A 23488-nucleotide genomic window follows, 5' to 3' on the forward strand; every position below is an offset into this window, starting at 1 on the left:
GCACCATCAGTGACAACGATCACCCCGAAACCCGGGAACCCGTCGGCCGCCGACCACGCGGCCGGGCCCTCACTTCGCGAGCGGCCCGCCACGCCCGGTACGCTCACCGCCGTGCCCCACGCTGATCAGCCCAGAACCGCCCAGAAAGACGCCCCGGCAACGCCGCCGGGAGCGCCCCGGCCGCAGGCCGCCCGCCCGACACCCCTGGGCGAGCTGGCCGACCTGCTGGGCATCGAAGCCCCCGGCGCGGCCGTCGGTGCGCGGCCCCCGCAGATCACCGGGATCACGCACGACTCCCGTGCCGTGCGCCCCGGCGACCTGTACGCGGCCCTGCCCGGCGCCAAGCTGCACGGCGCCGACTTCGCCGCCCAGGCGGCCGCCCTCGGCGCCGCGGCCGTGCTGACGGACCCGGCGGGCGCCGAACGCGCCGCCGGTACCGGCCTGCCGGTCCTGGCCGTCGCCGACCCGCGCGGCCGGATGGGCGAGCTCGCCGCCACGATCTACGGCCGTCCCGGCGAGGGCCTGCTCCAGATCGGCATCACCGGCACCTCCGGCAAGACCACCACGGCGTACCTCGTCGAGGGCGGTCTGCGCGGAGCCGGCCGCTCCACCGGGCTGGTCGGCACCGTCGAGATGCGCATCGGCGACGAGCGCATCAAGTCGGAGCGCACCACCCCCGAGGCCACCGACCTCCAGGCCCTGTTCGCGGTCATGCGCGAACGCGGGGTCGAGGCCGTCGCCATGGAGGTCTCCAGCCACGCCCTGGTGCTCGGCCGGGTCGACGGATGCGTCTTCGACGTCGCCGTCTTCAACAACCTGAGCCCGGAGCACATGGAGTTCCACTCGGACATGGAGGACTACTTCCAGGCCAAGGCGCAGCTCTTCACCGAGCGCCGCGCCCGCCTCGGGGTGGTCAACATCGACGACGAGTACGGCCGCCGCCTCGCCAAGGAGGCCTCGATCCCGGTGGTCACCTTCTCCGCCGAGGGCGACGCGGCCGCCGACTGGCGCGCCGAGGACGTCGTGTTCGGGCACATGGACTCCACGCTGACCGTGGTCGGCCCGGAGGGGCAGCGCGTACGGGCCACGGCCCCGCTGCCCGGCCCCTTCAACGTCGCCAACACCGTCGCCGCGATCGCCACGCTCGCCGCCGCCGGCCTCGACCCGCAGACCGCCGCCGACGGCGTCGCCGCGGTCCCCGGGGTTCCCGGCCGGCTGGAGCGGGTGGACGCGGGCCAGCCGTACCTCGCCGTCGTCGACTACGCGCACAAGACGGACGCCGTCGAATCGGTGCTCCGCGCGCTGCGCGAGGTCACCACCGGCAAGCTGCACATCGTGCTCGGCTGCGGCGGCGACCGCGACACCACCAAGCGCGCCCCGATGGGCGCCGCCGCCGCCCGGTTCGCCGACACCGCCGTGCTGACCTCCGACAACCCGCGCTCCGAGGACCCCCTCGCGATCCTCGCCGCGATGTTCGGGGGCGCCGTCTCCGTACCCGCCGAAGAGCGCGGCACGGTCCTCGTCGACGCCGACCGGGCCGCGGCGATCGCCGCGGCCGTCGCCCGCGCCGAACCCGGCGACACCGTGCTGGTGGCCGGCAAGGGCCACGAGCAGGGCCAGGAAACCGCGGGCGTCGTACGGCCCTTCGACGACCGCGCGGTGCTCCGCGCCGCGATCGAACGCCAGCAAGGCAGCAACGTCCGACAGGCCGAGGTGAACCAGTGATCGCCCTTTCCCTCGCCGAGATCGCCGACATCACCGGCGGGCGGCCCCACGACATACCGGATCCGTCCGTGCGGATCACCGGGCCCGTGGTCATCGACTCCCGACAGGTGGAGGCCGGCAGCCTGTTCGCCGCGTTCGCCGGCGAGCACGTCGACGGCCACGACTACGCCGAGCGCGCGGTCGCCTCCGGAGCCGCGGCCGTCCTCGCCGCCCGGCCCGTCGGCGTACCCGCGATCGTCGTCGCCGACGTCGAGAAGGCCCTGGGCGCCCTCGCCCGGGCCGTCGTCGAGCGCCTCGGCACCGACGTGGTGGCCCTGACCGGCTCCGCCGGCAAGACCTCCACCAAGGACCTCATCGCCCAGGTACTCCAGGCCCACGCACCGACCGTGTGGACCCCGGGCTCCCTCAACAACGAGATCGGCCTGCCGCTCACCGCGCTGCGCGCGACGGAGGAAACCCGGCACCTGGTGCTGGAGATGGGTGCCCGCGGCATCGGGCACATCGCGTACCTCACCGGCCTGACCCCGCCGCGCATCGGACTCGTCCTCAACGTCGGGACCGCCCACATCGGCGAGTTCGGCGGCCGCGAGCAGATCGCCCAGGCCAAGGGCGAACTCGTCGAAGCCCTGCCGTCCGAGGCCGAAGGCGGAGTCGCCGTCCTCAACGCCGACGATCCGCTGGTGCGCGCGATGTCCGCCCGGACGAAGGCCCGTACGGTGCTGTTCGGCGAGGCCGACGACGCCGACGTACGGGCCACGGAAGTCCGTATGACACCGGCAGGACAGCCCTCCTTCACACTCCACACACCCACCGGGTGCGGCGAAGTGACCTTGCGCCTGTACGGTGAGCACCACGTGTCGAACGCGCTCGCCGCGGCCGCCGTCGCCCATGTACTGGGCATGTCCACCGAGGAGATCGCCACCGCGCTCTCCGGGGCGGGCACCTTGTCCCGGTGGCGGATGGAGGTCACCGAGCGGGCGGACGGCGTGACGATCGTCAACGACGCCTACAACGCGAATCCCGAGTCCATGCGGGCCGCCCTGCGCGCGCTAGCCGCGATGGGCGGCACGGCCAGGGCCGGCGGGGGACGTACGTGGGCGGTGCTCGGTCCGATGGCCGAGCTCGGGGACGCATCGTTGGCCGAGCACGACGCGGTGGGACGGCTTGCCGTCCGGCTCAACGTGAGCAAGCTCGTCGCAGTCGGGGGCAGGGAAGCGTCCTGGCTGCAACTGGGCGCATATAACGAGGGTTCGTGGGGTGAGGAGTCGGTGGTCGTGTCCGACGCGCAGGCGGCGATCGACCTGTTGCGCAGTGAACTGCGCCCGGGTGACGTCGTGCTGGTGAAGGCTTCCAGGTCGATCGGCCTGGAGCGGGTCGCTCTGGCTCTGCTGTCCGCCGAGGGCGAGGTCGCCGACCGATGAGGCAGATCCTCTTCGCCGGTGTCATCGGCATGTTCCTGACCGTGGTCGGCACCCCGCTGCTGATCAAGCTGCTGGCCCGCAAGGGCTACGGCCAGTTCATCCGCGACGACGGCCCGCGCGGCCACGCCGGGAAGAAGGGCACGCCCACCATGGGCGGCATCTCCTTCATCCTGGCGACGATCATCGCGTACGCCCTGACGAAGGTGATCACGGGCAGCCCGGCCACCTTCTCCGGCGTGCTGGTGCTGTTCCTGATGTCCGGCATGGGCCTCGTGGGCTACCTCGACGACTACATCAAGATCGTCAAGCGTCGCTCGCTCGGCCTGCGGGCCAAGGCCAAGATGGCGGGCCAGCTGATCGTCGGCATCGCCTTCGCCGTGCTCGCGCTGCAGTTCAAGGACGGCCGCGGCAACGCCCCGGCCTCCACCAAGCTGTCCTTCGTCACGGACTTCGGCTGGTCGATCGGCCCGGTGCTGTTCGTCGTCTGGGCGCTGTTCATGATCCTGGCGATGTCCAACGGCGTGAACCTGACGGACGGTCTGGACGGCCTGGCCACCGGCGCCGCGGTGATGGTCTTCGGCGCGTACACGTTCATCGGCGTCTGGCAGTTCCAGGAGTCGTGCGCCAACGCGCAGACCCTGACGAACCCCAACGCCTGCTTCGAGGTGCGAGACCCGCTGGACCTCGCCATCGTCGCCTCCGCGCTGATGGGCGCCTGCTTCGGCTTCCTGTGGTGGAACACCTCGCCCGCCAAGATCTTCATGGGTGACACCGGCTCGCTGGCCCTCGGCGGCGCCCTCGCCGGTCTCGCGATCTGCTCCCGCACGGAGTTCCTGATCGCCCTCCTCGGCGGTCTCTTCGTCCTCATCACCATGTCGGTCGTCATCCAGGTCGGCTCCTTCAAGCTGACCGGGAAGCGCGTCTTCCGGATGGCCCCGCTGCAGCACCACTTCGAACTGAAGGGGTGGTCCGAGGTCCTGGTGGTGGTCCGGTTCTGGATCATCCAGGGCATGTGCGTGATCGTGGGTCTCGGACTCTTCTACGCGGGATGGGCAGCGGACAAGTGACGTCCTGGCAGGGCAAGAACATCACCGTCGCCGGTCTCGGCGTGAGCGGCATCAGTGCCGCCCGCGCCCTGGCCGGCCTCGGCGCATCGGTGACCGTGGTCGACGGCGGCGACACCGAGGGCCACCGGAGCCGGGCCGCCGAACTCGGCGAGCTGGGCATCCCCGTACGGCTCGCGGACGCCGACACGCTGCCCGAGGGCACCGACCTGGTGGTCACCTCGCCCGGCTGGAAGCCGGACAGCCCGCTCTTCGCGGCCGCCGCGGCGGCCGGCGTCGAGGTCGTGGGCGACGTCGAGATCGCCTGGCAGCTGCGCGGCCCCGACGCCGCGCCGTGGCTGGCGATCACCGGCACCAACGGCAAGACCACCACCACCCAGATGCTCGCGTCGATCCTGAAGGCCGGGGGCCTGAAGACCGCGGCCGTCGGCAACATCGGCACCCCGATCATCGACGTGGTGCTCGGCGAGGAGAAGTACGACGTACTCGCCGTCGAGCTCTCCAGCTACCAGCTGCACTGGGCGCCCTCGCTGCGCGCCCACTCGGCGGCCGTGCTCAACCTGGCCCCGGACCACCTCGACTGGCACGGCTCGATGGAGGCGTACGCCGCCGACAAGGGCCGCATCTACGAGGGCAACACGGTCGCCTGCGTCTACAACGTCGCCGACCCGGCCACCGAGGCCCTGGTCGTGGAGGCCGACGTCGAGGAGGGCTGCCGGGCGATCGGCTTCACCCTGGGCGCCCCCGGCCCCTCCATGCTCGGCGTCGTCGACGGCATCCTCGTCGACCGCGCCTTCGTCGAGAACCGGCAGAAGAACGCCCAGGAGCTCGCCGAGGTCAAGGACGTCAACCCGCCGGCCCCGCACAACATCGCCAACGCGCTCGCCGCGGCGGCCCTGGCCCGCGCCTTCGGCGTCGCGCCGCGCGCGGTCCGCGACGGGCTGCGCGACTTCCGCCCCGACGCGCACCGCGTCGCGTACGTGGACGAGGTCGCGGGGGTCACGTACATCGACGACTCCAAGGCCACCAACACGCACGCCGCCGAGGCCTCCCTGGCGGCCTTCGAGCCCGTCGTGTGGATCGCCGGCGGCCTCGCCAAGGGCGCGACCTTCGACGAACTCGTCCAGAACTCGCGGCGGCAGCTGCGCGCCGTGGTGCTGATCGGCGCCGACCGGGCGCTCATCGCCGAGGCGCTGGCGCGACACGCCCCCGAGGTCCCGGTCGTCGACCTCGACCGGACCGACACTGGGGCGATGCTCGCAGCGGTCCGGGAAGCGGCCCGGCTCGCAGAGCCCGGCGACACGGTTCTGCTGGCCCCGGCCTGTGCCTCGATGGACATGTTCGCGAACTACAACAAGCGCGGGGACGCATTCGCGGACGCGGTGCGGGAGCTGGCGGCCGGGGGCGCGTAGGTCCGGCCGCCCGTTCCAGGTCGGCGAGTCCTCCCCGACCGGCTGCTCGCCTCGCACGAGTGGAGGGGAAGGTCACACATGCCGGCCAAGCAAGTGCTGCCGGGGCGGCGGCCGTCCGCAGTGAAGGCCGCCAAGTCCGTGAGCGGCGCCAAGTCCGCCAGGACGGTCAAGGCGCAGGGCCGCAGGCGTCCGGCGGGGAGCGTACGGCCCCCCGGCGGGCGCGGGCCGCTGGAGCGGCTGCGGCGTACGCAGAGGCAGTTGCGCAAGGCCTGGGACCGGCCCCTCACCGCCTATTACCTGATTTTCGGCAGCTCGCTGCTCATCACCGTGCTCGGGCTGGTGATGGTCTACTCGGCCTCGATGATCAAAGCCCTCCAGCTGGGGCTGGGCGACGCGTACTTCTTCAAGAAGCAGTTCCTGGCCGCCCTGATCGGCGCCGGGCTGCTGCTGGTCGCCTCCCGGATGCCCGTCAAACTGCACCGGGCCCTGTCGTACCCCGTGCTCGCGGGCACCCTGTTCCTGATGGTCCTGGTCCAGGTCCCCGGGATAGGGGTGTCGATCAACGGCAACCAGAATTGGATCTCCCTTGGCGGTCCGTTCATGCTCCAGCCCAGTGAGTTCGGCAAGCTTGCACTGATCCTCTGGGGCGCCGACCTGCTGGCCCGCAAGGGCGAGAAGGAGCTGCTGAGCCAGTGGAAGCACCTGCTGGTGCCGCTGGTCCCGGTGGCCTTCCTGCTGCTCGGGCTGATCATGCTGGGCGGGGACATGGGCACCGCGATGATCCTCGGGGCCATCCTGTTCGGCCTGCTGTGGCTGGCGGGAGCCCCGACGCGGATGTTCGTGGCGGTGCTCGCCTTCGCGGGTGTGATCGTCGCACTGCTGATCAAGACCAGTCCGCACCGGATGGACCGGCTCGCCTGCCTCGGCGCGACGGATCCCGGCCGGGGCGATCTGTGCTGGCAGGCGGTGCACGGGATCTACGCCCTCGCATCGGGCGGATGGTTCGGTTCCGGGTTGGGTGCCAGTGTGGAAAAATGGGGACAACTGCCCGAAGCCCACACCGACTTCATCTTCGCCATCACCGGGGAGGAACTGGGTCTGGCGGGGACGCTGTCGGTACTCGCCCTGTTCGCGGCTCTAGGCTATGCGGGTATCCGCGTGGCCGGACGCACGGAGGACTCCTTCGTACGGTATGCCGCGGGAGGCGTGACCACCTGGATCACGGCGCAGGCCGTGATCAACATCGGTGCGGTGCTCGGTCTGCTGCCGATCGCCGGAGTCCCGCTCCCGCTGTTCTCGTACGGAGGGTCCGCGCTGCTGCCGACCATGTTCGCGGTCGGACTGCTCATCGCCTTCGCGCGGGAGGAGCCGGCGGCGCGCGCGGCGCTCGCGATGCGCCGGCCCAGGACGGGCTGGAAGCGGAGCGGGCAGAGATGGAAGTCGATGAGACGGAGCGTCAAGAGGCGTCCGTCCGGAGAGCGGTGAATTTCGGTGCATGTCGTACTCGCCGGTGGGGGGACCGCCGGCCACATCGAGCCGGCGCTCGCCCTCGCGGACGCCCTGCGCAGGCAGGACCCTTCCGTGGGCATCACCGCCCTCGGCACGGAGCGCGGGCTCGAAACCCGCCTCGTGCCCGAGCGCGGCTATGAGCTGGGACTGATCCCGGCCGTCCCGCTGCCCCGCAAGCCCACCCCCGAGCTCATCACCGTCCCCGGACGGCTGCGCGGGACGATCAAGGCCGCAGAGGAGATCCTGGAGCGCACCAAGGCCGACTGCGTCGTCGGCTTCGGCGGCTACGTGGCGCTGCCCGGCTACCTCGCCGCCAAGCGGCTCGGGGTGCCGATCATCGTCCACGAGGCGAACGCCCGGCCGGGACTGGCCAACAAGATCGGCTCCCGCTACGCGCACGCCGTCGCGGTCTCCACCCCCGACAGCAAGCTGCGCGGTGCCCGCTACGTGGGCATCCCGCTGCGCCGCAGCATCTCCACCCTGGACCGGGCCGCGGTCCGCCCGGAGGCGCGCGCCGCCTTCGGCCTGGACCCCAACCTGCCGACCCTGCTGGTCTCCGGCGGCTCGCAGGGCGCCCGCCGCCTCAACGAGACCATCCAGCAGGTCGCTCCGACCCTCCAGCGCTCCGGGATCCAGATCCTGCACGCGGTCGGCCCGAAGAACGAACTGCCGCGTGTCGACAACATGCCCGGGATGCCGCCGTATGTGCCGGTACCGTACGTGGACCGGATGGACCTCGCGTACGCCGCCGCCGACATGATGCTGTGCCGCGCGGGCGCGATGACCGTCGCCGAACTCTCCGCCGTCGGGCTGCCGGCCGCGTACGTCCCGCTGCCGATCGGCAACGGCGAACAGCGGCTCAACGCCCAGCCGGTGGTCAAGGCCGGCGGCGGCCTGCTCGTCGACGACGCGGAGCTGACGCCCGAGTGGGTGCTCAGCCAGGTCCTCCCGGTCCTCGCCGACCCGCACCGCCTGTACGAGATGTCCCGCGCCGCCGCCGAGTTCGGCCGCCGCGACGCCGACGACCTGCTCGTGGCGATGGTGTACGAGGCGATCGCCGCACACAGGAACCGCTAGCGCAGGAGGCACAGGAGTGGCCGGAGCGACGACCGCACAGCGCGGCAATCCCGGGTCCGCCCGGAAGGGCAAGGGCTCCGGCTCTCCCAAGCCGCCCAAGCCGCCCCGGTCGTCGGGGCCCTCGGGCGGGTCCGGCCCGCAGGGCCCCGGTGTCCGGCGCCTCGTCCGGCGCCTGCGGCACCGGGGCCCCGTGCTGCTCTGCCTCCTCGCTGCCGCCCTCCTCGCGGGGGGCGGCAGCTGGGTCCTCTACGGCTCCTCCTGGCTCCGCGTCGAGAAGGTGACCACGAGCGGGACGCAGGTGCTCACCCCCGAGCAGGTGCTGGCCGCCGCGGCCGTACCGGTCGGGGCGCCCCTGGTGACCGTGGACACCGACGAGATCGCGGGGCGGGTCCGCAGCCGGCTGCCCCGCGTGGATTCGGTCGACGTGGTGCGGGCCTGGCCGCACGGAATCGGGCTGAAAGTGACGGAGCGCAAACCCGTCCTGCTCATCAAAAAGGACGCCAAGTTCGTGGAAGTGGACGCTTCGGGTGTGCGATTCGACACGGCGGCGAAAGCTCCCGCGGGCGTTCCGGTCCTCGAATTGACCGCGGCGCAGTCCCCGAGCGGCCGCCGGTTCGGCGAGGAGCGGCTGCTGCGCGAGGCCGTCGGCGTCGCCGGAGACCTCCCCGAAGCGGTCGCCAAGGAGACGGTGCAGGTCAGGGTGGGCTCGTACGACTCGGTCGTACTGGAGTTGACCCGCGGCCGGACCGTGGCCTGGGGCAGCGGCGAGCAGGGCGAGGCGAAGGGGCGTGCGCTGGCGGCCCTGCTGAAAGCCGCGCCCAAGGCTGACCACTTTGACGTGAGCGTCCCCACCGCCCCTGCGGTGTCCGGGAGTTGACGTCGGGTCGAACAGCGACGCACCCTGGTTGGCCACCGATACGGGTGATCACATAGGGTGAAAAGAAAAACGGGAGGTTCGGCGTGTTCGTTGAACACGCGCTACTTGTCGACTTAGTGTCCTGTTCGGAAGAGTCCAAGGAACAGGCACATACTTAACCCTAAACTTCAGGGTTAGGGTTCGGGTCGGCGCGTTCGGACCGTCCCACATTTCGGCATCAGTCGTCGCAACGCAGGCCCGCGAGGCGGCGACACGTAACTCGAGGCGAGAGGCCTTCGACGTGGCAGCACCGCAGAACTACCTCGCAGTCATCAAGGTCATCGGTGTCGGCGGCGGTGGTGTCAATGCCATCAACCGAATGATCGAGGTCGGTCTCAAGGGCGTCGAGTTCATCGCCATCAACACGGACGCCCAGGCGCTGTTGATGAGCGACGCCGACGTCAAGCTCGACGTCGGCCGTGAACTCACCCGGGGCCTCGGCGCCGGCGCCAACCCGGCAGTCGGTCGCAAGGCGGCAGAGGACCACCGCGAGGAGATCGAGGAGGTCCTCAAGGGGGCCGACATGGTCTTCGTCACCGCCGGCGAGGGCGGCGGCACCGGCACCGGCGGCGCACCCGTCGTCGCCAACATCGCGCGCTCGCTCGGCGCCCTGACGATCGGTGTGGTCACCCGGCCGTTCACCTTCGAGGGCCGGCGCCGCGCGAACCAGGCGGAGGACGGCATCGCCGAGCTCCGCGAAGAGGTCGACACCCTCATCGTCATCCCGAACGACCGGCTGCTGTCCATCTCGGACCGCCAGGTCTCGGTCCTGGACGCCTTCAAGTCGGCCGACCAGGTCCTGCTCTCGGGCGTCCAGGGCATCACCGACCTCATCACCACCCCGGGTCTGATCAACCTCGACTTCGCGGACGTCAAGTCCGTCATGTCCGAGGCCGGCTCGGCCCTCATGGGCATCGGCTCCGCCCGCGGCGACGACCGCGCGGTGGCCGCCGCCGAGATGGCGATCTCCTCGCCGCTGCTGGAGGCGTCCATCGACGGCGCCCGCGGCGTGCTGCTCTCCATCTCCGGTGGCTCCGACCTCGGTCTCTTCGAGATCAACGAGGCGGCGCAGCTGGTCAGCGAGGCCGCCCACCCCGAGGCGAACATCATCTTCGGCGCCGTCATCGACGACGCGCTCGGCGACGAGGTACGGGTCACCGTCATCGCCGCCGGCTTCGACGGCGGACAGCCCCCGGCCCGCCGGGACAACGTCATCGGTGCCGCGTCCACCAAGCGCGAGGAGCCGGCCCCGGCGCCGGTCCGCGCGGCCGAGCCGGCCCGTCCGGCCTTCGGCGGACTGGGCTCGGTCACCCCGCGCGAAGAGCCCCCGGCCCCGGTCGAGGCTGCTCCGGTCGAGACCGCGGCCCCCGCGCCGCAGGTCCCGACGGCCCGGCCGTACCAGGACAGCCCGGCCGAGGAGCTGGATGTCCCGGACTTCTTGAAGTGACGCTGGACCAGTACGACGAGAACGGCGCCCACTTCGCCTTCACCGACCGGTGGGGCGGGGTGAGCGCCGTTCCGTACGAGGAGCTCAATCTCGGCGGCGCGGTCGGAGACGACCCCACCGCCGTTCTCGCGAACCGGGCCGCCGCTGCCGGTGCCCTCGGCATCGAGCCGGACCAGGTGGTCTGGATGAACCAGGTGCACGGCAGGGACGTGGCGGTGGTCCCCGGACCCTGGGGCGCCGCCGCCGACGTCCCGGCGGTGGACGCGGTGGTGACCGCTCGTCGGGGGCTCGCCCTCGCGGTGCTCACCGCGGACTGCACCCCCGTCCTGCTGGCCGATCCCGTCGCCGGGGTCGCGGGCGCGGCCCACGCGGGCCGGCCCGGGCTGGTCGCCGGAGTGGTGCCCGCCGCGGTGGAGGCGATGGTCGCCCTCGGGGCCGACCCAGGGCGGATCATCGCCCGTACCGGGCCCGCGATCTGCGGGCGCTGCTACGAGGTGCCGGCCGAGATGCGGGCCGCGGTCGCCGAGGCGGTGCCGGCCGCCCACGGCGAGACGAGCTGGGGGACCCCGTCCGTCGACGTGGTCGCCGGGGTGCACGCCCAGCTCGCGGAGGCGGGGGTGGTGAACCTGCACCGCTCGGCGGTCTGCACACTGGAGTCGCGGGAGCACTTCTCGTACCGCCGCGACCGGGTGACCGGGCGGCTTGCCGGATATGTCTGGTTGGGCTAGGTAATGACGGACCGTAAGACGGAGCTCGCGGAGAACCTCGCGCGGGTGGAGGAACGTATCTCGTCCGCCTGCGCGGCCGCGGGGCGGGGACGGGACGAGGTGACGCTCATCGTCGTCACCAAGACCTACCCGGCGAGCGACGTACGACTGCTGGCGGACCTCGGGGTCCGTCATGTGGCGGAGAATCGCGACCAGGACGCCGCCCCCAAGGCCGCGGCCTGCGCGGATCTGCCGCTCACCTGGCACTTCGTGGGCCAGTTGCAGACGAACAAAGTCCGTTCCGTGGCGGGATACGCGCATGTCGTGCAGTCCGTCGACCGGCCGAAGCTCGTCACGGCGCTCTCGGGCGCCGCGGAGGGGGCCGGGCGCGAACTCGGCTGCCTCGTACAGATCGCCCTCGACGCCGAGTCGGGGGAGCGCGGCGCCCGTGGCGGCGCCGCCGCGGACCAGCTCGCCGGACTCGCGGACCTCGTGGCCGGGGCTCCGGGACTGCGGCTCGACGGCCTCATGACCGTCGCTCCGCTGGCCGGGGCCTACGCGGGACGCGAACAGGCCGCCTTCGAGCGGCTGGTGGAATTGTCATCCCGCCTGCGCGCGGACCATCCGGCTGCCACGATGGTGTCGGCCGGGATGAGTGCAGACCTGGAACAGGCCGTTGCGGCCGGTGCGACACATGTACGCGTCGGCACTGCGGTACTCGGCGCGAGACCCCGGCTCGGGTAACGTCGCGAAGAAAGTCGGACCACAGCAGAAAATATGGTCATTCCCGCTGACGGGCGGACAGACCACGTGGATCGCGGGCAGTTGGTGACTTTGGTGACACAGCGACACCTGCGACAGGGCGATCCACCACAGAGCGGAGGATTCAGAGAATGGCCGGCGCGATGCGCAAGATGGCGGTCTACCTCGGCCTCGTGGAGGACGACCGGTACGACAACCCGGGGTACGACCCCGACGACGAGTTCGAGCCCGAGCCGGAACCGGAGCGGGACCGCCGGCGCCAGCAGGCCGTGCACCAACCGCCCGTAACGGACGAACCGGTACGAATTGCCCAGCCTCCGGCGCAACGGGAACCCATCCCATTGCCGGTGGAAAACGGACGTCCTGCGCGAATCGCCCCCGTGGCATCCATCACACCTGAACGCTCGAACCTGGAGAAGAACGCCCCCGTGATCATGCCCAAGGTCGTCTCCGAGCGGGAGCCGTACCGCATCACGACGCTGCACCCCCGGACCTACAACGAGGCCCGTACCATCGGGGAACACTTCCGTGAGGGCACTCCGGTGATCATGAACCTCACGGAGATGGACGACACGGATGCGAAGCGACTTGTCGACTTTGCCGCCGGTCTCGTCTTCGGCCTGCACGGCAGCATTGAACGCGTGACACAGAAGGTGTTCCTGCTGTCGCCTGCTAACGTCGATGTCACGGCGGAGGACAAGGCCCGCATCGCGGAGGGCGGGTTCTTCAACCAAAGCTAGACCGATCCGTCAGACACGGGGCCGGGGACAGAGCGAGAGCAGGGGAGAGGGAAGCGCGGGATGGGCGTCGCACTGCAGGTGGTCTACATCGCGCTGATGTGCTTCCTTATCGTGCTGATCTTCCGACTGGTGATGGACTACGTCTTCCAGTTCGCACGTTCATGGACACCCGGCAAGGCGATGGTGGTCGTCCTTGAGGCCACCTACACTGTCACCGATCCACCGCTCAAGCTTCTTCGGCGTTTCATTCCGCCGTTGCGTCTCGGGGGCGTGGCACTCGACCTGTCCTTCTTCGTTCTGATGATCATCGTTTACATCCTCATCAGTTTCGTGAGCACCGCTGCGAGAAGCGTGTGAACGATGAGCTTCCCCGCGAGCGCGGGGACAGTCCCGATACGGTCTTGCCGACTGCCGACGACTACGTAGAGGTGAAGAAGACATGCCGCTGACTCCCGAGGACGTGCGGAACAAGCAGTTCACGACCGTCCGCCTCCGAGAAGGCTATGACGAGGACGAGGTCGATGCCTTCCTCGACGAGGTCGAGTCCGAACTGACGCGCCTGCTGCGCGAGAACGAGGACCTGCGCGCCAAGCTGGCCGCCGCCACGCGTGCCGCCGCGCAGAACCAGCAGCAGCAGGGCATGCGCAAGCCGGAACCCCAGGACCAGCGCGGCCCCGGAGGCCCCGGCGCCCCCGTGCCCGCCGCCATATCCGGCCCGCCGGCGCAGCAGGGCCCGCCGCAGATGGGCCCGCCGCAGCTTCCGGGCGGCCAGCCGCAGCTTCCGGCCGGCCCCGGTGGTCCCGGACAGCAGGGTCCTGGCGGCCCGGGTCCGATGGGCGGCCCCATGCACACCATGGGCGGCCAGCAGCAGATGGGCCAGCAGGGCATGGGCCAGCAGGGCATGGGCCAGCAGTCCATGGGCGGCCAGAACCCGCTCGGCCAGCAGATGCAGCCCATGGGCCAGCAGATGCAGCCGATGGGCCAGCAGATGCAGCCCATGGGTCAGCCGATGCAGCAGCAGATGCAGCAGATGCAGCAGCCGCAGCTCCCGCAGCAGGGCCCCGGTGGCGACAGCGCCGCCCGCGTCCTGTCGCTCGCGCAGCAGACCGCCGACCAGGCGATCGCGGAGGCCCGCTCCGAGGCCAACAAGATCGTCGGCGAGGCGCGCAGCCGTGCCGAGGGCCTGGAGCGGGACGCCCGCGCCAAGGCCGACGCGCTGGAGCGGGACGCCCAGGAGAAGCACCGCGTCGCGATGGGCTCCCTGGAGTCCGCCCGCGCCACGCTGGAGCGCAAGGTCGAGGACCTGCGGGGCTTCGAGCGTGAGTACCGTACGCGCCTGAAGTCCTACCTGGAGTCGCAGCTGCGCCAGCTGGAGACCCAGGCGGACGACTCCCTGGCCCCGCCGCGCAACCCGGCCGGCCCGGCTCTGCCGCCGTCGCCGACCCCGTCGATGGCTCCGGCCGGAGCCATGGGCCACTCGATGAGCAACCCGTCGATGGGCTCCCCGTCGCCGATGGGCGGTCCCTCGCCGATGGGCGGCCCGTCCCCGATGGGCGGCCCCTCGTACGGTGGCCAGCAGCAGATGTCTCCCGCGATGACGCAGCCCATGGCTCCGGTGCGGCCGGCCGCGCCGCAGCCGATGCAGGCGCCGTCGCCGATGCGGGGCTTCCTGATCGACGAGGACGACAACTAGGCGGTACGCCCTCTGCGGCGCCGTCGGCAGTCACGGGCCGGGCCCGGTTCCCCCACGGGGGTGACCGGGCCCGGCCCGTTTCCGTGCCCGGGCCCGTGGCTACAGTGGTCCGCGCAGCGGGCCGGTAGCGCAGAGGTCGTCGCGCCATTCTCCGCGGGAGGGAGGACGCCGGTTCGAATCCGGCCCGGCCCGCTGCGTACGCGGAACGACGAACGGCGCCCTCCGGGACGGAGGGCGCCGTTCGGTCGTTCCCGGTTACGCCTTGCGGAGGCGGAAGGTCAGGCCCAGGGACTCGTCCGTGAAGGGCTCGCCGTACGCGGCGTCCGCCTCGCCGGGCGCGTAGTCCGTCGACAGGACCTCGTCCGCGATGAGTGCCGCGTGGTCCGTCAGGGCCGTCACGACCTCCGGGTCCGACGAGGACCAGCGCAGGGCGATCCGGTCCGCCACGTCCAGGCCGGAGTTCTTCCGGGCCTCCTGGATCAGGCGGATCGCGTCACGGGCCAGGCCCGCCAGCCGCAGCTCCGGGGTGATCTCCAGGTCCAGGGCCACCGTCGCGCCGGAGTCGGACGCCACCGACCAGCCCTCGCGCGGGGTCTCCGTGATGATGACCTCCTCCGGGGAGAGGGAGATCTCCTCGCCGTTCAGCGAGATCACCGCCGAGCCGGAGCGCAGGGCCAGGGAGAGCGCCGCCGCGTCGGCCGCGGCCACCGCCTTCGCCACGTCCTGGACGCCCTTGCCGAAGCGCTTGCCCAGCGCCCGGAAGTTCGCCTTGGCCGTCGTGTCGACGAGCGAGCCGCCGACCTCGGACAGGGAGGCCAGGGAGGAGACGTTCAGCTCCTCCGTGATCTGCGCCTGGAGCTCGGGGGACAGCGCGTCGAAGCCCGCCGCGCCGACCAGGGCCCGGGAGAGCGGCTGGCGGGTCTTCACGCCCGACTCGGCACGCGTCGCCCGGCCCAGCTCCACCAGACGCCGGACCAGCAGCATCTGCTGCGAGAGCCGGCCGTCGACCTGTGAGGCGTCGGCCGTCGGCCACGTCGACAGGTGGACCGACTCCGGGGCGTCCGGGGTGACGGGGACGATCATGTCCTGCCAGACCCGCTCCGTGATGAAGGGGGTGAGGGGGGCCATGAGGCGGGTCACCGTCTCGACCACCTCGTGCAGCGTGCGCAGCGCAGCCGCGTCGCCCTGCCAGAAGCGGCGGCGCGAGCGGCGCACGTACCAGTTGGACAGGTCGTCCACGAAGGAGGACAGGAGCTTGCCGGCGCGCTGGGTGTCGTAGGACTCCATCGCCTCCGTGACCTCGGTGGTGAGGGTGTGGAGTTCCGACAGCAGCCAGCGGTCCAGGACCGTGCGGTCCGCCGGGGCCGGGTCGGCCGCCGAGGGGGCCCAGTTCGACGTACGGGCGTACAGCGCCTGGAAGGCGACCGTGTTCCAGTACGTGAGGAGGGTCTTGCGGACCACTTCCTGGATCGTGCCGTGGCCCACGCGCCGCGCCGCCCAGGGGGAGCCGCCGGCCGCCATGAACCAGCGCACCGCGTCCGCGCCGTGCTGGTCCATGAGCGGGATGGGCTGGAGGATGTTGCCCAGGTGCTTGGACATCTTGCGGCCGTCCTCGGCGAGGATGTGGCCCAGGCAGACCACGTTCTCGTAGGAGGACTTGTCGAAGACGAGGGTGCCGACCGCCATCAGCGTGTAGAACCAGCCGCGCGTCTGGTCGATGGCCTCCGAGATGAACTGCGCCGGGTAGCGCTTCTCGAAGATCTCCTTGTTCTTGTACGGGTAGCCCCACTGCGCGAACGGCATCGAGCCCGAGTCGTACCAGGCGTCGATGACCTCCGGTACGCGGACGGCGGTCAGGGAGCAGCCCTCGTGCGTGCACGCGAACGTGACGTCGTCGATGTACGGGCGGTGCGGGTCGAGGTCCGAGAGGTCCGTGCCCGTCAGCTCGCTCAGCTCCGCGCGGGAGCCGATGCAGGTGAGGTGGTTCTCCTCGCAGCGCCAGATCGGCAGCGGGGTGCCCCAGTAGCGGTTGCGGGAGAGCGCCCAGTCGATGTTGTTGTTCAGCCAGTCGCCGAAGCGGCCCTGCTTGACCGAGTCCGGGAACCAGTTCGTCTTCTCGTTCTCCCGCAGCATCGCGTCCTTGACGGCGGTGGTGCGGACGTACCACGACGGCTGCGCGTAGTAGAGCAGGGCCGTGTGGCAGCGCCAGCAGTGCGGGTAGCTGTGCTCGTAGGCGATGTGCTTGAAGAGCAGGCCGCGCGCGTCGAGGTCGGCGGTCAGCTTCTCGTCGGCCTTCTTGAAGAAGACGCCGCCGACCAGCGGGACCTCCTCCTCGAAGGTGCCGTCGGGGCGGACCGGGTTCACGACGGGCAGGCCGTACGCGCGGCAGACCGCGAGGTCGTCGGCGCCGAAGGCGGGGGACTGGTGGACCAGACCGGTGCCGTCCTCGGTCGTGACGTACTCGGCGTTCACGACGTAGTGGGCGGGCTCGGGGAACTCCACGAGCTCGAAGGGGCGCTGGTACGTCCAGCGCTCCATCTCCTTGCCCGTGAAGGTCTGGCCGGTGGCCTCCCAGCCCTCGCCGAGGGACTTCTCCAGCAGCGGCTGGGCGACGACGAGCTTCTCCGAGCCCTCGGCGCCGGTACGCGTGGCCACCACGTAGGTGACCTCGGGGTGGGCCGCGACCGCCGTGTTGGACACCAGGGTCCACGGGGTCGTCGTCCAAACCAGGAGCGCGGCCTCGCCGGCCAGCGGGCCGGAGGTCAGCGGGAAGCGGACGTAGACGGAGGGGTCGACGACCGTCTCGTAGCCCTGGGCCAGCTCGTGGTCCGAGAGGCCGGTGCCGCAGCGCGGGCACCAGGGGGCGACGCGGTGGTCCTGGGTGAGCAGGCCCTTGTTGAAGATCTCCTTCAGCGACCACCACACGGACTCCACGTACTCGGGGTCCATGGTCCGGTAGGCCTCGTCCAGGTCGACCCAGTAGCCCATCCGGGTCGTGAGCTCGGTGAACGCGTCGGTGTGGCGGGTCACGGACTCGCGGCACTTGGCGTTGAACTCGGCGATGCCGTACGCCTCGATGTCCTGCTTGCCGTTGAAGCCGAGCTCCTTCTCGACGGCGAGCTCGACGGGCAGGCCGTGGCAGTCCCAGCCGGCCTTGCGGGCCACGTGGTAGCCGCGCATGGTGCGGAAGCGCGGGAAGACGTCCTTGAAGACGCGGGCCTCGATGTGGTGCGCGCCGGGCATGCCGTTGGCGGTGGGCGGGCCCTCGTAGAACACCCACTCGGGGCGGCCCTCGGACTGCTCCAGGGTCTTGGCGAAGGTCTTGCTCTCGCGCCAGAAGTCGAGAACGGCGTGCTCGAGGGCGGGCAGGTCGACCTGGGCGGGTACCGGGCGGTACTGCGGCGGTGTGGTCATGAGGCTGAACTCTTCCTCCGGCGGGATGTCACTTCCGTCCGGAGGGACGAGAGCCGCCCTCGTTCCCAAGGACCTGCTGCTCCCGCGGTACCACCCTCCTTGGCCGCCGGACGGATCCGGTGGCCCCCTCATTGGGGTGCGAAGCCGGTTCTACTGGCCCTACGGGGATCCCGTGCGGGCTTTCTTCCGGCGGCTCAGGGGTGATCCTTCGCATCGCGCTCGCCCCCGGGCTCTCACCGTCCCCGGGTCGCTCCTGGCTGCGTCCGACGCTACTCGTCCCCGTCCATGCCTTTCGCTGGGCCCAGTGTACGGGGCGGGGGCCCTCTCGGCAGACCGGTTTACGGGGGGTCGGGGCGGGGGGTGCGGCGGGGCCCGGGACCGGGCTCGCGGCCGGGGCCGGGCGGGTGGCGGCGTGACCCGAATGGGCCGATGGGCCGGTCCGGGCTCCGGTGGGACGGGAGTGGCGGATTACCGGGCTCCCTGCTGGGCACAACGGATGCAGGTTGGCATCGATGGACGCGTGCCCCGTTGCCGCGAGGCCGGAGTCGATTTATCGTTCCGGCACGATTCGCGAGCAAGATCACAGTATGTGAAGGGGCCGCGGCCATGGTGGCGAAGAAGACCGCCGGGAGAACTGCCGAGAAGGCTGTCGGAAAGGCCGCCGGAAAGGCTGCGGCGGCCGAGGACGCGGCTCCGGCCCGGAAGAAGACGACCGCTGCCGGGAAGACGACGGTCGCGAACTCCACGACCCGGGCGCCGGCCAAGACGGCGGCCAAGACGCCGGCCAGGACGGCGGCGAAGGCCGCGGCCGCGGCGGAGCGGAAGCCGGCGGCGAAGGCGGCGAAGGATGCGGCGGCCGGGAAGGCGCCCGCCCGGAAGGCGGATGCCAAGAAGGCGCCCGCCAAGAAGGCGACCGGCGTCGGGAAGACGACCGCGAGGAAGGCCACGGCCAAGGCGGCCGGGGCCGAGGGGGCGGCGCAGGCCGCGCAACAGACGGGAGCCCGGAAAGTGGTTGCCAAGAAGAGCACCGGCACGGCCAGGAAGACGGCTGCGGCCGCCACGAGCGGGCTGCCGAAGGCCAGGGTCACCGCTGCAGCGGCCCTGGCGCCGGGCGAGCTGGCCGTACGGCCCGGCGAGGACCCCTGGACCCCGGCCGAGGTGGCCGAGGCCCGTGCCGAGCTGCAGAGCGAGGTGCTGCGCCTGCGCGACGAGCTCCAGGCCTCCGACGCGGCCATCTCGGGCCTGATGCGGGATTCCGGCGACGGCGCGGGCGACGACCAGGCCGACACGGGCACCAAGAACATCACCCGCGAGTCCGAGCTGGCCCTGGCCGCGAACGCCCGCGAGATGCTCGAACAGTCCGAGCGGGCCCTGGAGCGGCTGGACGCGGGCACGTACGGGCTCTGCGAGAACTGCGGCCAGCCCATCGGGAAGGCGAGGATGCAGGCCTTCCCGCGGGCGACGCTGTGCGTGGACTGCAAGCAGAAGCAGGAGCGCAGGCACTGAGGGGCCACGGCCGGGCTGCCGCCGCGGGCCGACCCTGACGTACTCTCGTGTCTCGTCGGGGTCCAGGGGCCCGGCGGGGCCGCAGGGCCGCGCCGTCGGCAACCTGGTTCGAGCTAGTCGAGGGACTCACGTGGCAGAGGCGGAGAGCATCATCGGTACGCCGGAGGTCGGGGACGACGCCCAGCCGGAGTCCGCCGCGCCCAAGGGGCGCCGGCGGATCGTCGCGCTGCTCGTCGTCGCGCTGCTCGCCTACCTGCTCGACTTCGGCAGCAAGATGCTGGTCGTCGCGAAGCTGGAGCACGAGCCGCCGATCCGGATCATCGGCGACCTGCTGAAGTTCGAGGCGATCCGCAATCCGGGCGCCGCGTTCGGCTTCGGCGAGGCCTTCACCATCATCTTCACGTGCATCGCGGCCACCGTGATCATCGTGATCGTGCGGCTGGCCCGCAAGCTCTACAGCCTGCCGTGGGCGATCGCCCTGGGTCTGCTGCTGGGCGGTGCGCTGGGCAACCTCACCGACCGGATCTTCCGTTCGCCCGGCGTGTTCCGGGGGGCCGTGGTCGACTTCATCGCCCCCGCCCACTTCGCCGTCTTCAACCTCGCGGACTCGGCGATCGTGTGCGGCGGCATCCTGATCGTGCTGCTGTCCTTCAGGGGTCTGGACCCGGACGGCACCGTCCACAAGGACTGATCGCGGGACGGGCGCACCGTCGAGTCCTGCATACTCGACAGGTGAGTACGATTCCCGAGATCCGCACCCTGCCCGTTCCCGATGGCCTCGAAGGCGAGCGCGTGGACGCCGCCATTGCCCGCATGTTCGGTTTTTCCCGGACGAAGGCGGCCGAGCTCGCCGCCGCGGGGAAGGTGTCGGTCGACGGCAGCGTCGTCGGGAAGTCCGAGCGCGTGCACGGCGGCGCCTGGCTCGAAGTCGAGATGCCCGCGCCGCCGCGGCCGGTCGAGCTCGTCGCCGAGCCGGTCCCGGGCATGGAGATCGTCCACGACGACGACGACATCGTCGTCATCATGAAGCCGGTGGGCGTCGCCGCCCACCCCAGCCCCGGCTGGACCGGCACCACCGTCATCGGCGGCCTCGCCGCCGCCGGGTACCGCATCTCCACCTCCGGCGCGTCCGAGCGCCAGGGCATCGTGCACCGCCTCGACGTCGGCACCTCCGGCCTGATGGCCGTCGCCAAGTCGGAGCGCGCGTACACCTCGCTGAAGAACCAGTTCCGCGAGCGGGTCGTGGACAAGCGCTACCACGCGCTCGTCCAGGGGCACCCGGACCCGATGAGCGGCACGATCGACGCGCCGATCGGGCGCCACCCCAGCGCGGACTACAAGTGGGCCGTGACCCAGGAGGGCAAGCCCTCCGTCACCCACTACGACCTGATCGAGGCCTTCCGCGCGGCCTCGCTGCTCGACATCAAGCTGGAGACGGGGCGCACGCACCAGATCCGCGTGCACATGTCCGCGCACCGCCACCCCTGCGTCGGCGACCTCACCTACGGGGCCGACCCGACGGTGGCCAAGCGGCTGGGCCTGACCCGGCAGTGGCTGCACGCGGTGCGGCTCGGCTTCGAGCACCCGGCGGACGGCCGGTGGGTGGAGTTCGAGAGCACCTACCCGGCGGACCTGCAGCACGCGCTGGACGTGATCCGGGCCGAGAGCGAGTGACCGCCTTCACGGTCAGGGTGGCCGGGACGGAGGCCGACCTGGCGGCGTGCTTCGCGGTGCGGACCGAGGTGTTCGTGGTCGAGCAGTCCGTGCCGGAGTCGATCGAGTACGACGCGTACGACGCGGTCGCGGTGCACGTGCTGGCCGTGGGGCCGGACGGGGAGCCGCTGGGCACCGGCCGGCTGCTGCACGGACCGCAGGCGCGGGCCAAGACGGGCGGCGACCCGGGGGTCGGCTCGCTGGGCCGGCTCGCCGTGCGCAAGGCCGCGCGCGGCCTGGGCGTCGGGGTGGCGCTGGTACGGGCGATCGAGGCGGAGGCGGCCCGGCTGGGTCTGACCGCCGTGGACCTGGGCGCGCAGACGCACGCGCTGGGCTTCTACGAGAACCTCGGGTACGAGGCCTACGGCCCGGAGTTCGAGGACGCGGGCATCCCGCACCGGGCGATGCGGCGCGCACTGCCCTAGGGGGCGTCTTGCCGATCATGCCGGGCTCGCGGTGGTGGGCACCGCGCCTCGCCGCGTTGTCCTCGCTCGCCGACGCTCCGCGTCGCCTCCTCCCCCTGCCTTCGGCGGGGGGACCCCCACGTCCGCCTTGCGATCCACGGCGCCCACCACCGCTCCCTGATCCGGCCTGATCGACAAGACACCCCCTAGGGGGTGTCCGCGAAGTCCCGCCTGCCCCGGCCCCGGTACGGCTCGTCCGGGCGGAGTGCCGACACGCGGATGCGGGCTTCCGGCCGCACGGCCCGGCGGCGGCGGCCTGGCAGTGTGGGGGAGTGGATCAGCTTGCTCTTCTGTTCGTCTTGCTGCTCGGGGCCGTCGTCAGCGTCCCGCTCGGAGATCGGCTCGGGCTGCCCGCGCCCGTCCTGATGACCATCGGCGGGGTCGCGCTCGCGCTGGTCCCGGCCGTGCCGAACGTCGACATCCCGCCCGAGTACATCCTGCCGCTCGTCCTGCCCCCGCTGCTCTACGCCTCGGCGCAGCGCACCTCCTGGCGGCAGTTCGCCGCCAACGTCCGGCCGATCCTGCTGCTCGCCGTGGCCCTCGTCTTCGTCACGACCGCCGCGGTCGCCGCCGCCGCGAACGCCGTCGTCCCCGGGCTGCCGCTCGCCGCCGCGGTCGCGCTCGGCGCGCTCGTGGCCCCGCCCGATCCCGTCGCCGCGACCGCCGTCGCCGGCGCGCTCGGGCTGCCGCGCCGCATGGTGTCGATCCTGGAGGGCGAGGGCCTGTTCAACGACGTCACCGCGATCGTGCTCTACCACGTGGCCATCTCCGCCGCGGTCAGCGGCAGCTTCTCCTGGCCGGACGCGCTGGGGGAGTTCGTGCTCTCCGCCGTGGTCGCCGTCGCCGTCGGCTTCGGACTGGGCTGGGCCACCAGCGCGCTCATGGGGCGGCTCGGCGATGCCACGCTCCAGATCGGGCTGACGCTGCTCGTGCCGTTCGTGTCGTACGTGGTGGCCGAGGAGCTCCACGGGTCGGGGGTGCTGGCCGTGCTGACGACGGCCCTGTTCCTCGCGGAGTACGCCTCCGACGCGGACGACGTGCTCGGGCGGCTCGCCGGGCACACGTTCTGGGAGGTCGTGGACATGCTGGTCACGGGCGTGGCGTTCGGGCTGATCGGGCTGGAGCTGCACAACGTGTTCGGCGTCGCGGCCGGCCGCGAGTGGGAGATGGCGGGGTGGGCGGCCACCGTGACCGCGGTCGTCGTCGTCGTACGGCTGCTGTGGCTGCTGCCGGCCGGCTGGCTGGCCAAGCGGCTGCACAAGCGGCGCGACTACGACGAGGAGATCCCGCTGAGCTGGCGGGAGAGCATGGTGATGTGGTGGGCCGGGATGCGCGGGGTGGCCTCGGTGGCACTGGCGCTGGCCATTCCGCTCAAGGTGGACGGCGGGGCGCCGTTCCCCGCGCGGGACCAGATCATCTTCATCGCGTTCGCCGTGATCATGGTGACGCTGGTGTGCCAGGGGCTGACGCTGCCCTGGCTCGTGCGGGTGCTGGGCGTGGAGGCCGACGAGGACGCCGAGCGGGAGACCGAGCGGAAGCTGGCGGTCCGCGCGGCGAAGGCGGCAAAGCGGCGGCTCAAGGAGATCGAGGAGGCGGAGGACCTGCCGGAGGACCTGGTGGAGGTGCTGTACCGGCGGGCGTACGACGTGGGGGCGAGGATCAGCCCCGAGATGGTGGACGAGGAGCGGCGCGAAGCGTACGCGAAGCGGGTGGAGCGGATCCGGGACGTCCAGCGGATCCAGCGGGAGATGATGTCGGCGGCCCGGCACGAGGTGCTGGCCGCGCGCAGCGAGCCGGGCGCGGACCCGGAGATCGTGGACCGGGTCCTGCGCCACCTGGACGTTCGCAGCCTCCGCAGCAGTTAGGGGGTGCCGGCCCGCCCGGGTGCGGGCTCCGCCCGGGGCGGGCGGAGCCGGCG

At 71.7% G+C, this 23488-nt stretch carries 19 protein-coding genes and 1 tRNA gene; 19 read left to right on the forward strand and 1 reads right to left on the reverse strand.

Annotated features, from left to right (window positions below; genetic code table 11):
• Positions 1-9: 9 nt before the first annotated feature.
• The 14 genes from ACFY1T_RS07365 (at position 10) to ACFY1T_RS07430 (ending at position 14665) form a co-directional block, all read left to right on the forward strand.
• Positions 10-1725 (forward strand): UDP-N-acetylmuramoyl-L-alanyl-D-glutamate--2,6-diaminopimelate ligase, encoded by a 1716-nt coding sequence (locus ACFY1T_RS07365; RefSeq protein ID WP_390787341.1) that lies wholly within the window; start codon positions 10-12, stop codon positions 1723-1725.
• Positions 1722-3146, forward strand: coding sequence for a UDP-N-acetylmuramoyl-tripeptide--D-alanyl-D-alanine ligase (gene murF / locus ACFY1T_RS07370; RefSeq protein ID WP_390787342.1), 1425 nt, complete (start codon positions 1722-1724; stop codon positions 3144-3146). The genes ACFY1T_RS07365 and murF overlap by 4 nt, the downstream gene beginning before the upstream one ends.
• On the forward strand, positions 3143-4213 hold the full coding sequence (mraY, locus tag ACFY1T_RS07375) for a phospho-N-acetylmuramoyl-pentapeptide-transferase (protein ID WP_030863669.1): 1071 nt from the start codon (positions 3143-3145) through the stop codon (positions 4211-4213). The genes murF and mraY overlap by 4 nt, the downstream gene beginning before the upstream one ends.
• The gene (gene murD, locus ACFY1T_RS07380; RefSeq protein ID WP_390787343.1) at positions 4195-5622 is read left to right on the forward strand and encodes a UDP-N-acetylmuramoyl-L-alanine--D-glutamate ligase; all 1428 of its coding nucleotides are present in this window, start codon (positions 4195-4197) and stop codon (positions 5620-5622) included. Before mraY ends, murD begins: the two co-directional genes overlap by 19 nt.
• A 78-nt stretch (positions 5623-5700) precedes the next feature.
• Positions 5701-7107 (forward strand): putative lipid II flippase FtsW, encoded by a 1407-nt coding sequence (ftsW, locus tag ACFY1T_RS07385; RefSeq protein ID WP_390787344.1) that lies wholly within the window; start codon positions 5701-5703, stop codon positions 7105-7107.
• Between the two features lie 6 nt (positions 7108-7113).
• Positions 7114-8208: an undecaprenyldiphospho-muramoylpentapeptide beta-N-acetylglucosaminyltransferase gene (murG, locus tag ACFY1T_RS07390; RefSeq protein ID WP_030863673.1), complete on the forward strand. Its 1095-nt coding sequence runs from the start codon at positions 7114-7116 to the stop codon at positions 8206-8208.
• Between the two features lie 16 nt (positions 8209-8224).
• Entirely contained in the window at positions 8225-9085 is an 861-nt protein-coding gene (locus ACFY1T_RS07395) for a cell division protein FtsQ/DivIB (protein ID WP_390787345.1), read from the forward strand.
• Between the two features lie 280 nt (positions 9086-9365).
• Positions 9366-10571 carry a cell division protein FtsZ gene (gene ftsZ, locus ACFY1T_RS07400; RefSeq protein ID WP_030863675.1) on the forward strand — a complete coding sequence of 402 codons (1206 nt, stop codon included), beginning with the start codon at positions 9366-9368 and terminating at the stop codon, positions 10569-10571.
• A complete protein-coding gene (pgeF, locus tag ACFY1T_RS07405; protein WP_390787346.1) occupies positions 10568-11299 on the forward strand; it encodes a peptidoglycan editing factor PgeF in 732 nt (243 codons plus the stop codon). Before ftsZ ends, pgeF begins: the two co-directional genes overlap by 4 nt.
• Positions 11300-11302: 3 nt before the next feature.
• Complete coding sequence (locus ACFY1T_RS07410; protein ID WP_390787347.1) at positions 11303-12022, forward strand: YggS family pyridoxal phosphate-dependent enzyme; 720 nt, start codon at positions 11303-11305, stop codon at positions 12020-12022.
• A gap of 149 nt (positions 12023-12171) precedes the next feature.
• A complete protein-coding gene (locus ACFY1T_RS07415; RefSeq protein WP_030863678.1) occupies positions 12172-12780 on the forward strand; it encodes a cell division protein SepF in 609 nt (202 codons plus the stop codon).
• Positions 12781-12840: 60 nt separating this feature from the next.
• Complete coding sequence (locus ACFY1T_RS07420) at positions 12841-13137, forward strand: YggT family protein (protein ID WP_030155988.1); 297 nt, start codon at positions 12841-12843, stop codon at positions 13135-13137.
• A gap of 82 nt (positions 13138-13219) precedes the next feature.
• Positions 13220-14473 carry a DivIVA domain-containing protein gene (locus ACFY1T_RS07425; protein WP_030863680.1) on the forward strand — a complete coding sequence of 418 codons (1254 nt, stop codon included), beginning with the start codon at positions 13220-13222 and terminating at the stop codon, positions 14471-14473.
• Positions 14474-14591: 118 nt separating this feature from the next.
• Positions 14592-14665: transfer RNA gene (locus ACFY1T_RS07430), tRNA-OTHER, on the forward strand.
• Between the two features lie 63 nt (positions 14666-14728).
• Here ACFY1T_RS07430 and ileS read toward each other — a convergent pair.
• Positions 14729-17887 carry an isoleucine--tRNA ligase gene (gene ileS, locus ACFY1T_RS07435; RefSeq protein ID WP_390787348.1) on the reverse strand — a complete coding sequence of 1053 codons (3159 nt, stop codon included), beginning with the start codon at positions 17885-17887 and terminating at the stop codon, positions 14729-14731.
• A gap of 606 nt (positions 17888-18493) precedes the next feature.
• On the opposite strand from ileS, the gene ACFY1T_RS07440 reads away from it, so the two are divergent.
• The 5 genes from ACFY1T_RS07440 (at position 18494) to ACFY1T_RS07460 (ending at position 23435) form a co-directional block, all read left to right on the forward strand.
• Positions 18494-19393: a TraR/DksA family transcriptional regulator gene (locus ACFY1T_RS07440; RefSeq protein ID WP_390787349.1), complete on the forward strand. Its 900-nt coding sequence runs from the start codon at positions 18494-18496 to the stop codon at positions 19391-19393.
• 130 nt (positions 19394-19523) lie between these two features.
• Complete coding sequence (gene lspA / locus ACFY1T_RS07445; RefSeq protein ID WP_030863691.1) at positions 19524-20084, forward strand: signal peptidase II; 561 nt, start codon at positions 19524-19526, stop codon at positions 20082-20084.
• Positions 20085-20125: 41 nt separating this feature from the next.
• Entirely contained in the window at positions 20126-21067 is a 942-nt protein-coding gene (locus tag ACFY1T_RS07450) for an RluA family pseudouridine synthase (RefSeq protein WP_030863694.1), read from the forward strand.
• The gene (locus ACFY1T_RS07455; RefSeq protein ID WP_390787350.1) at positions 21064-21531 is read left to right on the forward strand and encodes a GNAT family N-acetyltransferase; all 468 of its coding nucleotides are present in this window, start codon (positions 21064-21066) and stop codon (positions 21529-21531) included. The genes ACFY1T_RS07450 and ACFY1T_RS07455 overlap by 4 nt, the downstream gene beginning before the upstream one ends.
• A 311-nt stretch (positions 21532-21842) precedes the next feature.
• The gene (locus ACFY1T_RS07460) at positions 21843-23435 is read left to right on the forward strand and encodes a Na+/H+ antiporter (RefSeq protein ID WP_030863698.1); all 1593 of its coding nucleotides are present in this window, start codon (positions 21843-21845) and stop codon (positions 23433-23435) included.
• Positions 23436-23488: the final 53 nt, after the last annotated feature.

The organism is Streptomyces sp. NPDC001194, from assembly GCF_042896985.1.
GTDB lineage: Bacteria > Actinomycetota > Actinomycetes > Streptomycetales > Streptomycetaceae > Streptomyces.

Coding starts and splice junctions, on each gene's coding strand:
- ACFY1T_RS07415 (WP_030863678.1), top strand. CDS start 12,172: ATGGCCGGCGCGATGCGCAAGATGGCGGTCTACCTCGGCCTCGTGGAG.
- ftsW (WP_390787344.1), top strand. CDS start 5,701: ATGCCGGCCAAGCAAGTGCTGCCGGGGCGGCGGCCGTCCGCAGTGAAG.
- murD (WP_390787343.1), top strand. CDS start 4,195: ATGGGCAGCGGACAAGTGACGTCCTGGCAGGGCAAGAACATCACCGTC.
- ACFY1T_RS07410 (WP_390787347.1), top strand. CDS start 11,303: ATGACGGACCGTAAGACGGAGCTCGCGGAGAACCTCGCGCGGGTGGAG.
- ileS (WP_390787348.1), bottom strand. CDS start 17,887: ATGACCACACCGCCGCAGTACCGCCCGGTACCCGCCCAGGTCGACCTG.
- ACFY1T_RS07440 (WP_390787349.1), top strand. CDS start 18,494: ATGGTGGCGAAGAAGACCGCCGGGAGAACTGCCGAGAAGGCTGTCGGA.
- ACFY1T_RS07420 (WP_030155988.1), top strand. CDS start 12,841: ATGGGCGTCGCACTGCAGGTGGTCTACATCGCGCTGATGTGCTTCCTT.
- mraY (WP_030863669.1), top strand. CDS start 3,143: ATGAGGCAGATCCTCTTCGCCGGTGTCATCGGCATGTTCCTGACCGTG.
- ACFY1T_RS07425 (WP_030863680.1), top strand. CDS start 13,220: ATGCCGCTGACTCCCGAGGACGTGCGGAACAAGCAGTTCACGACCGTC.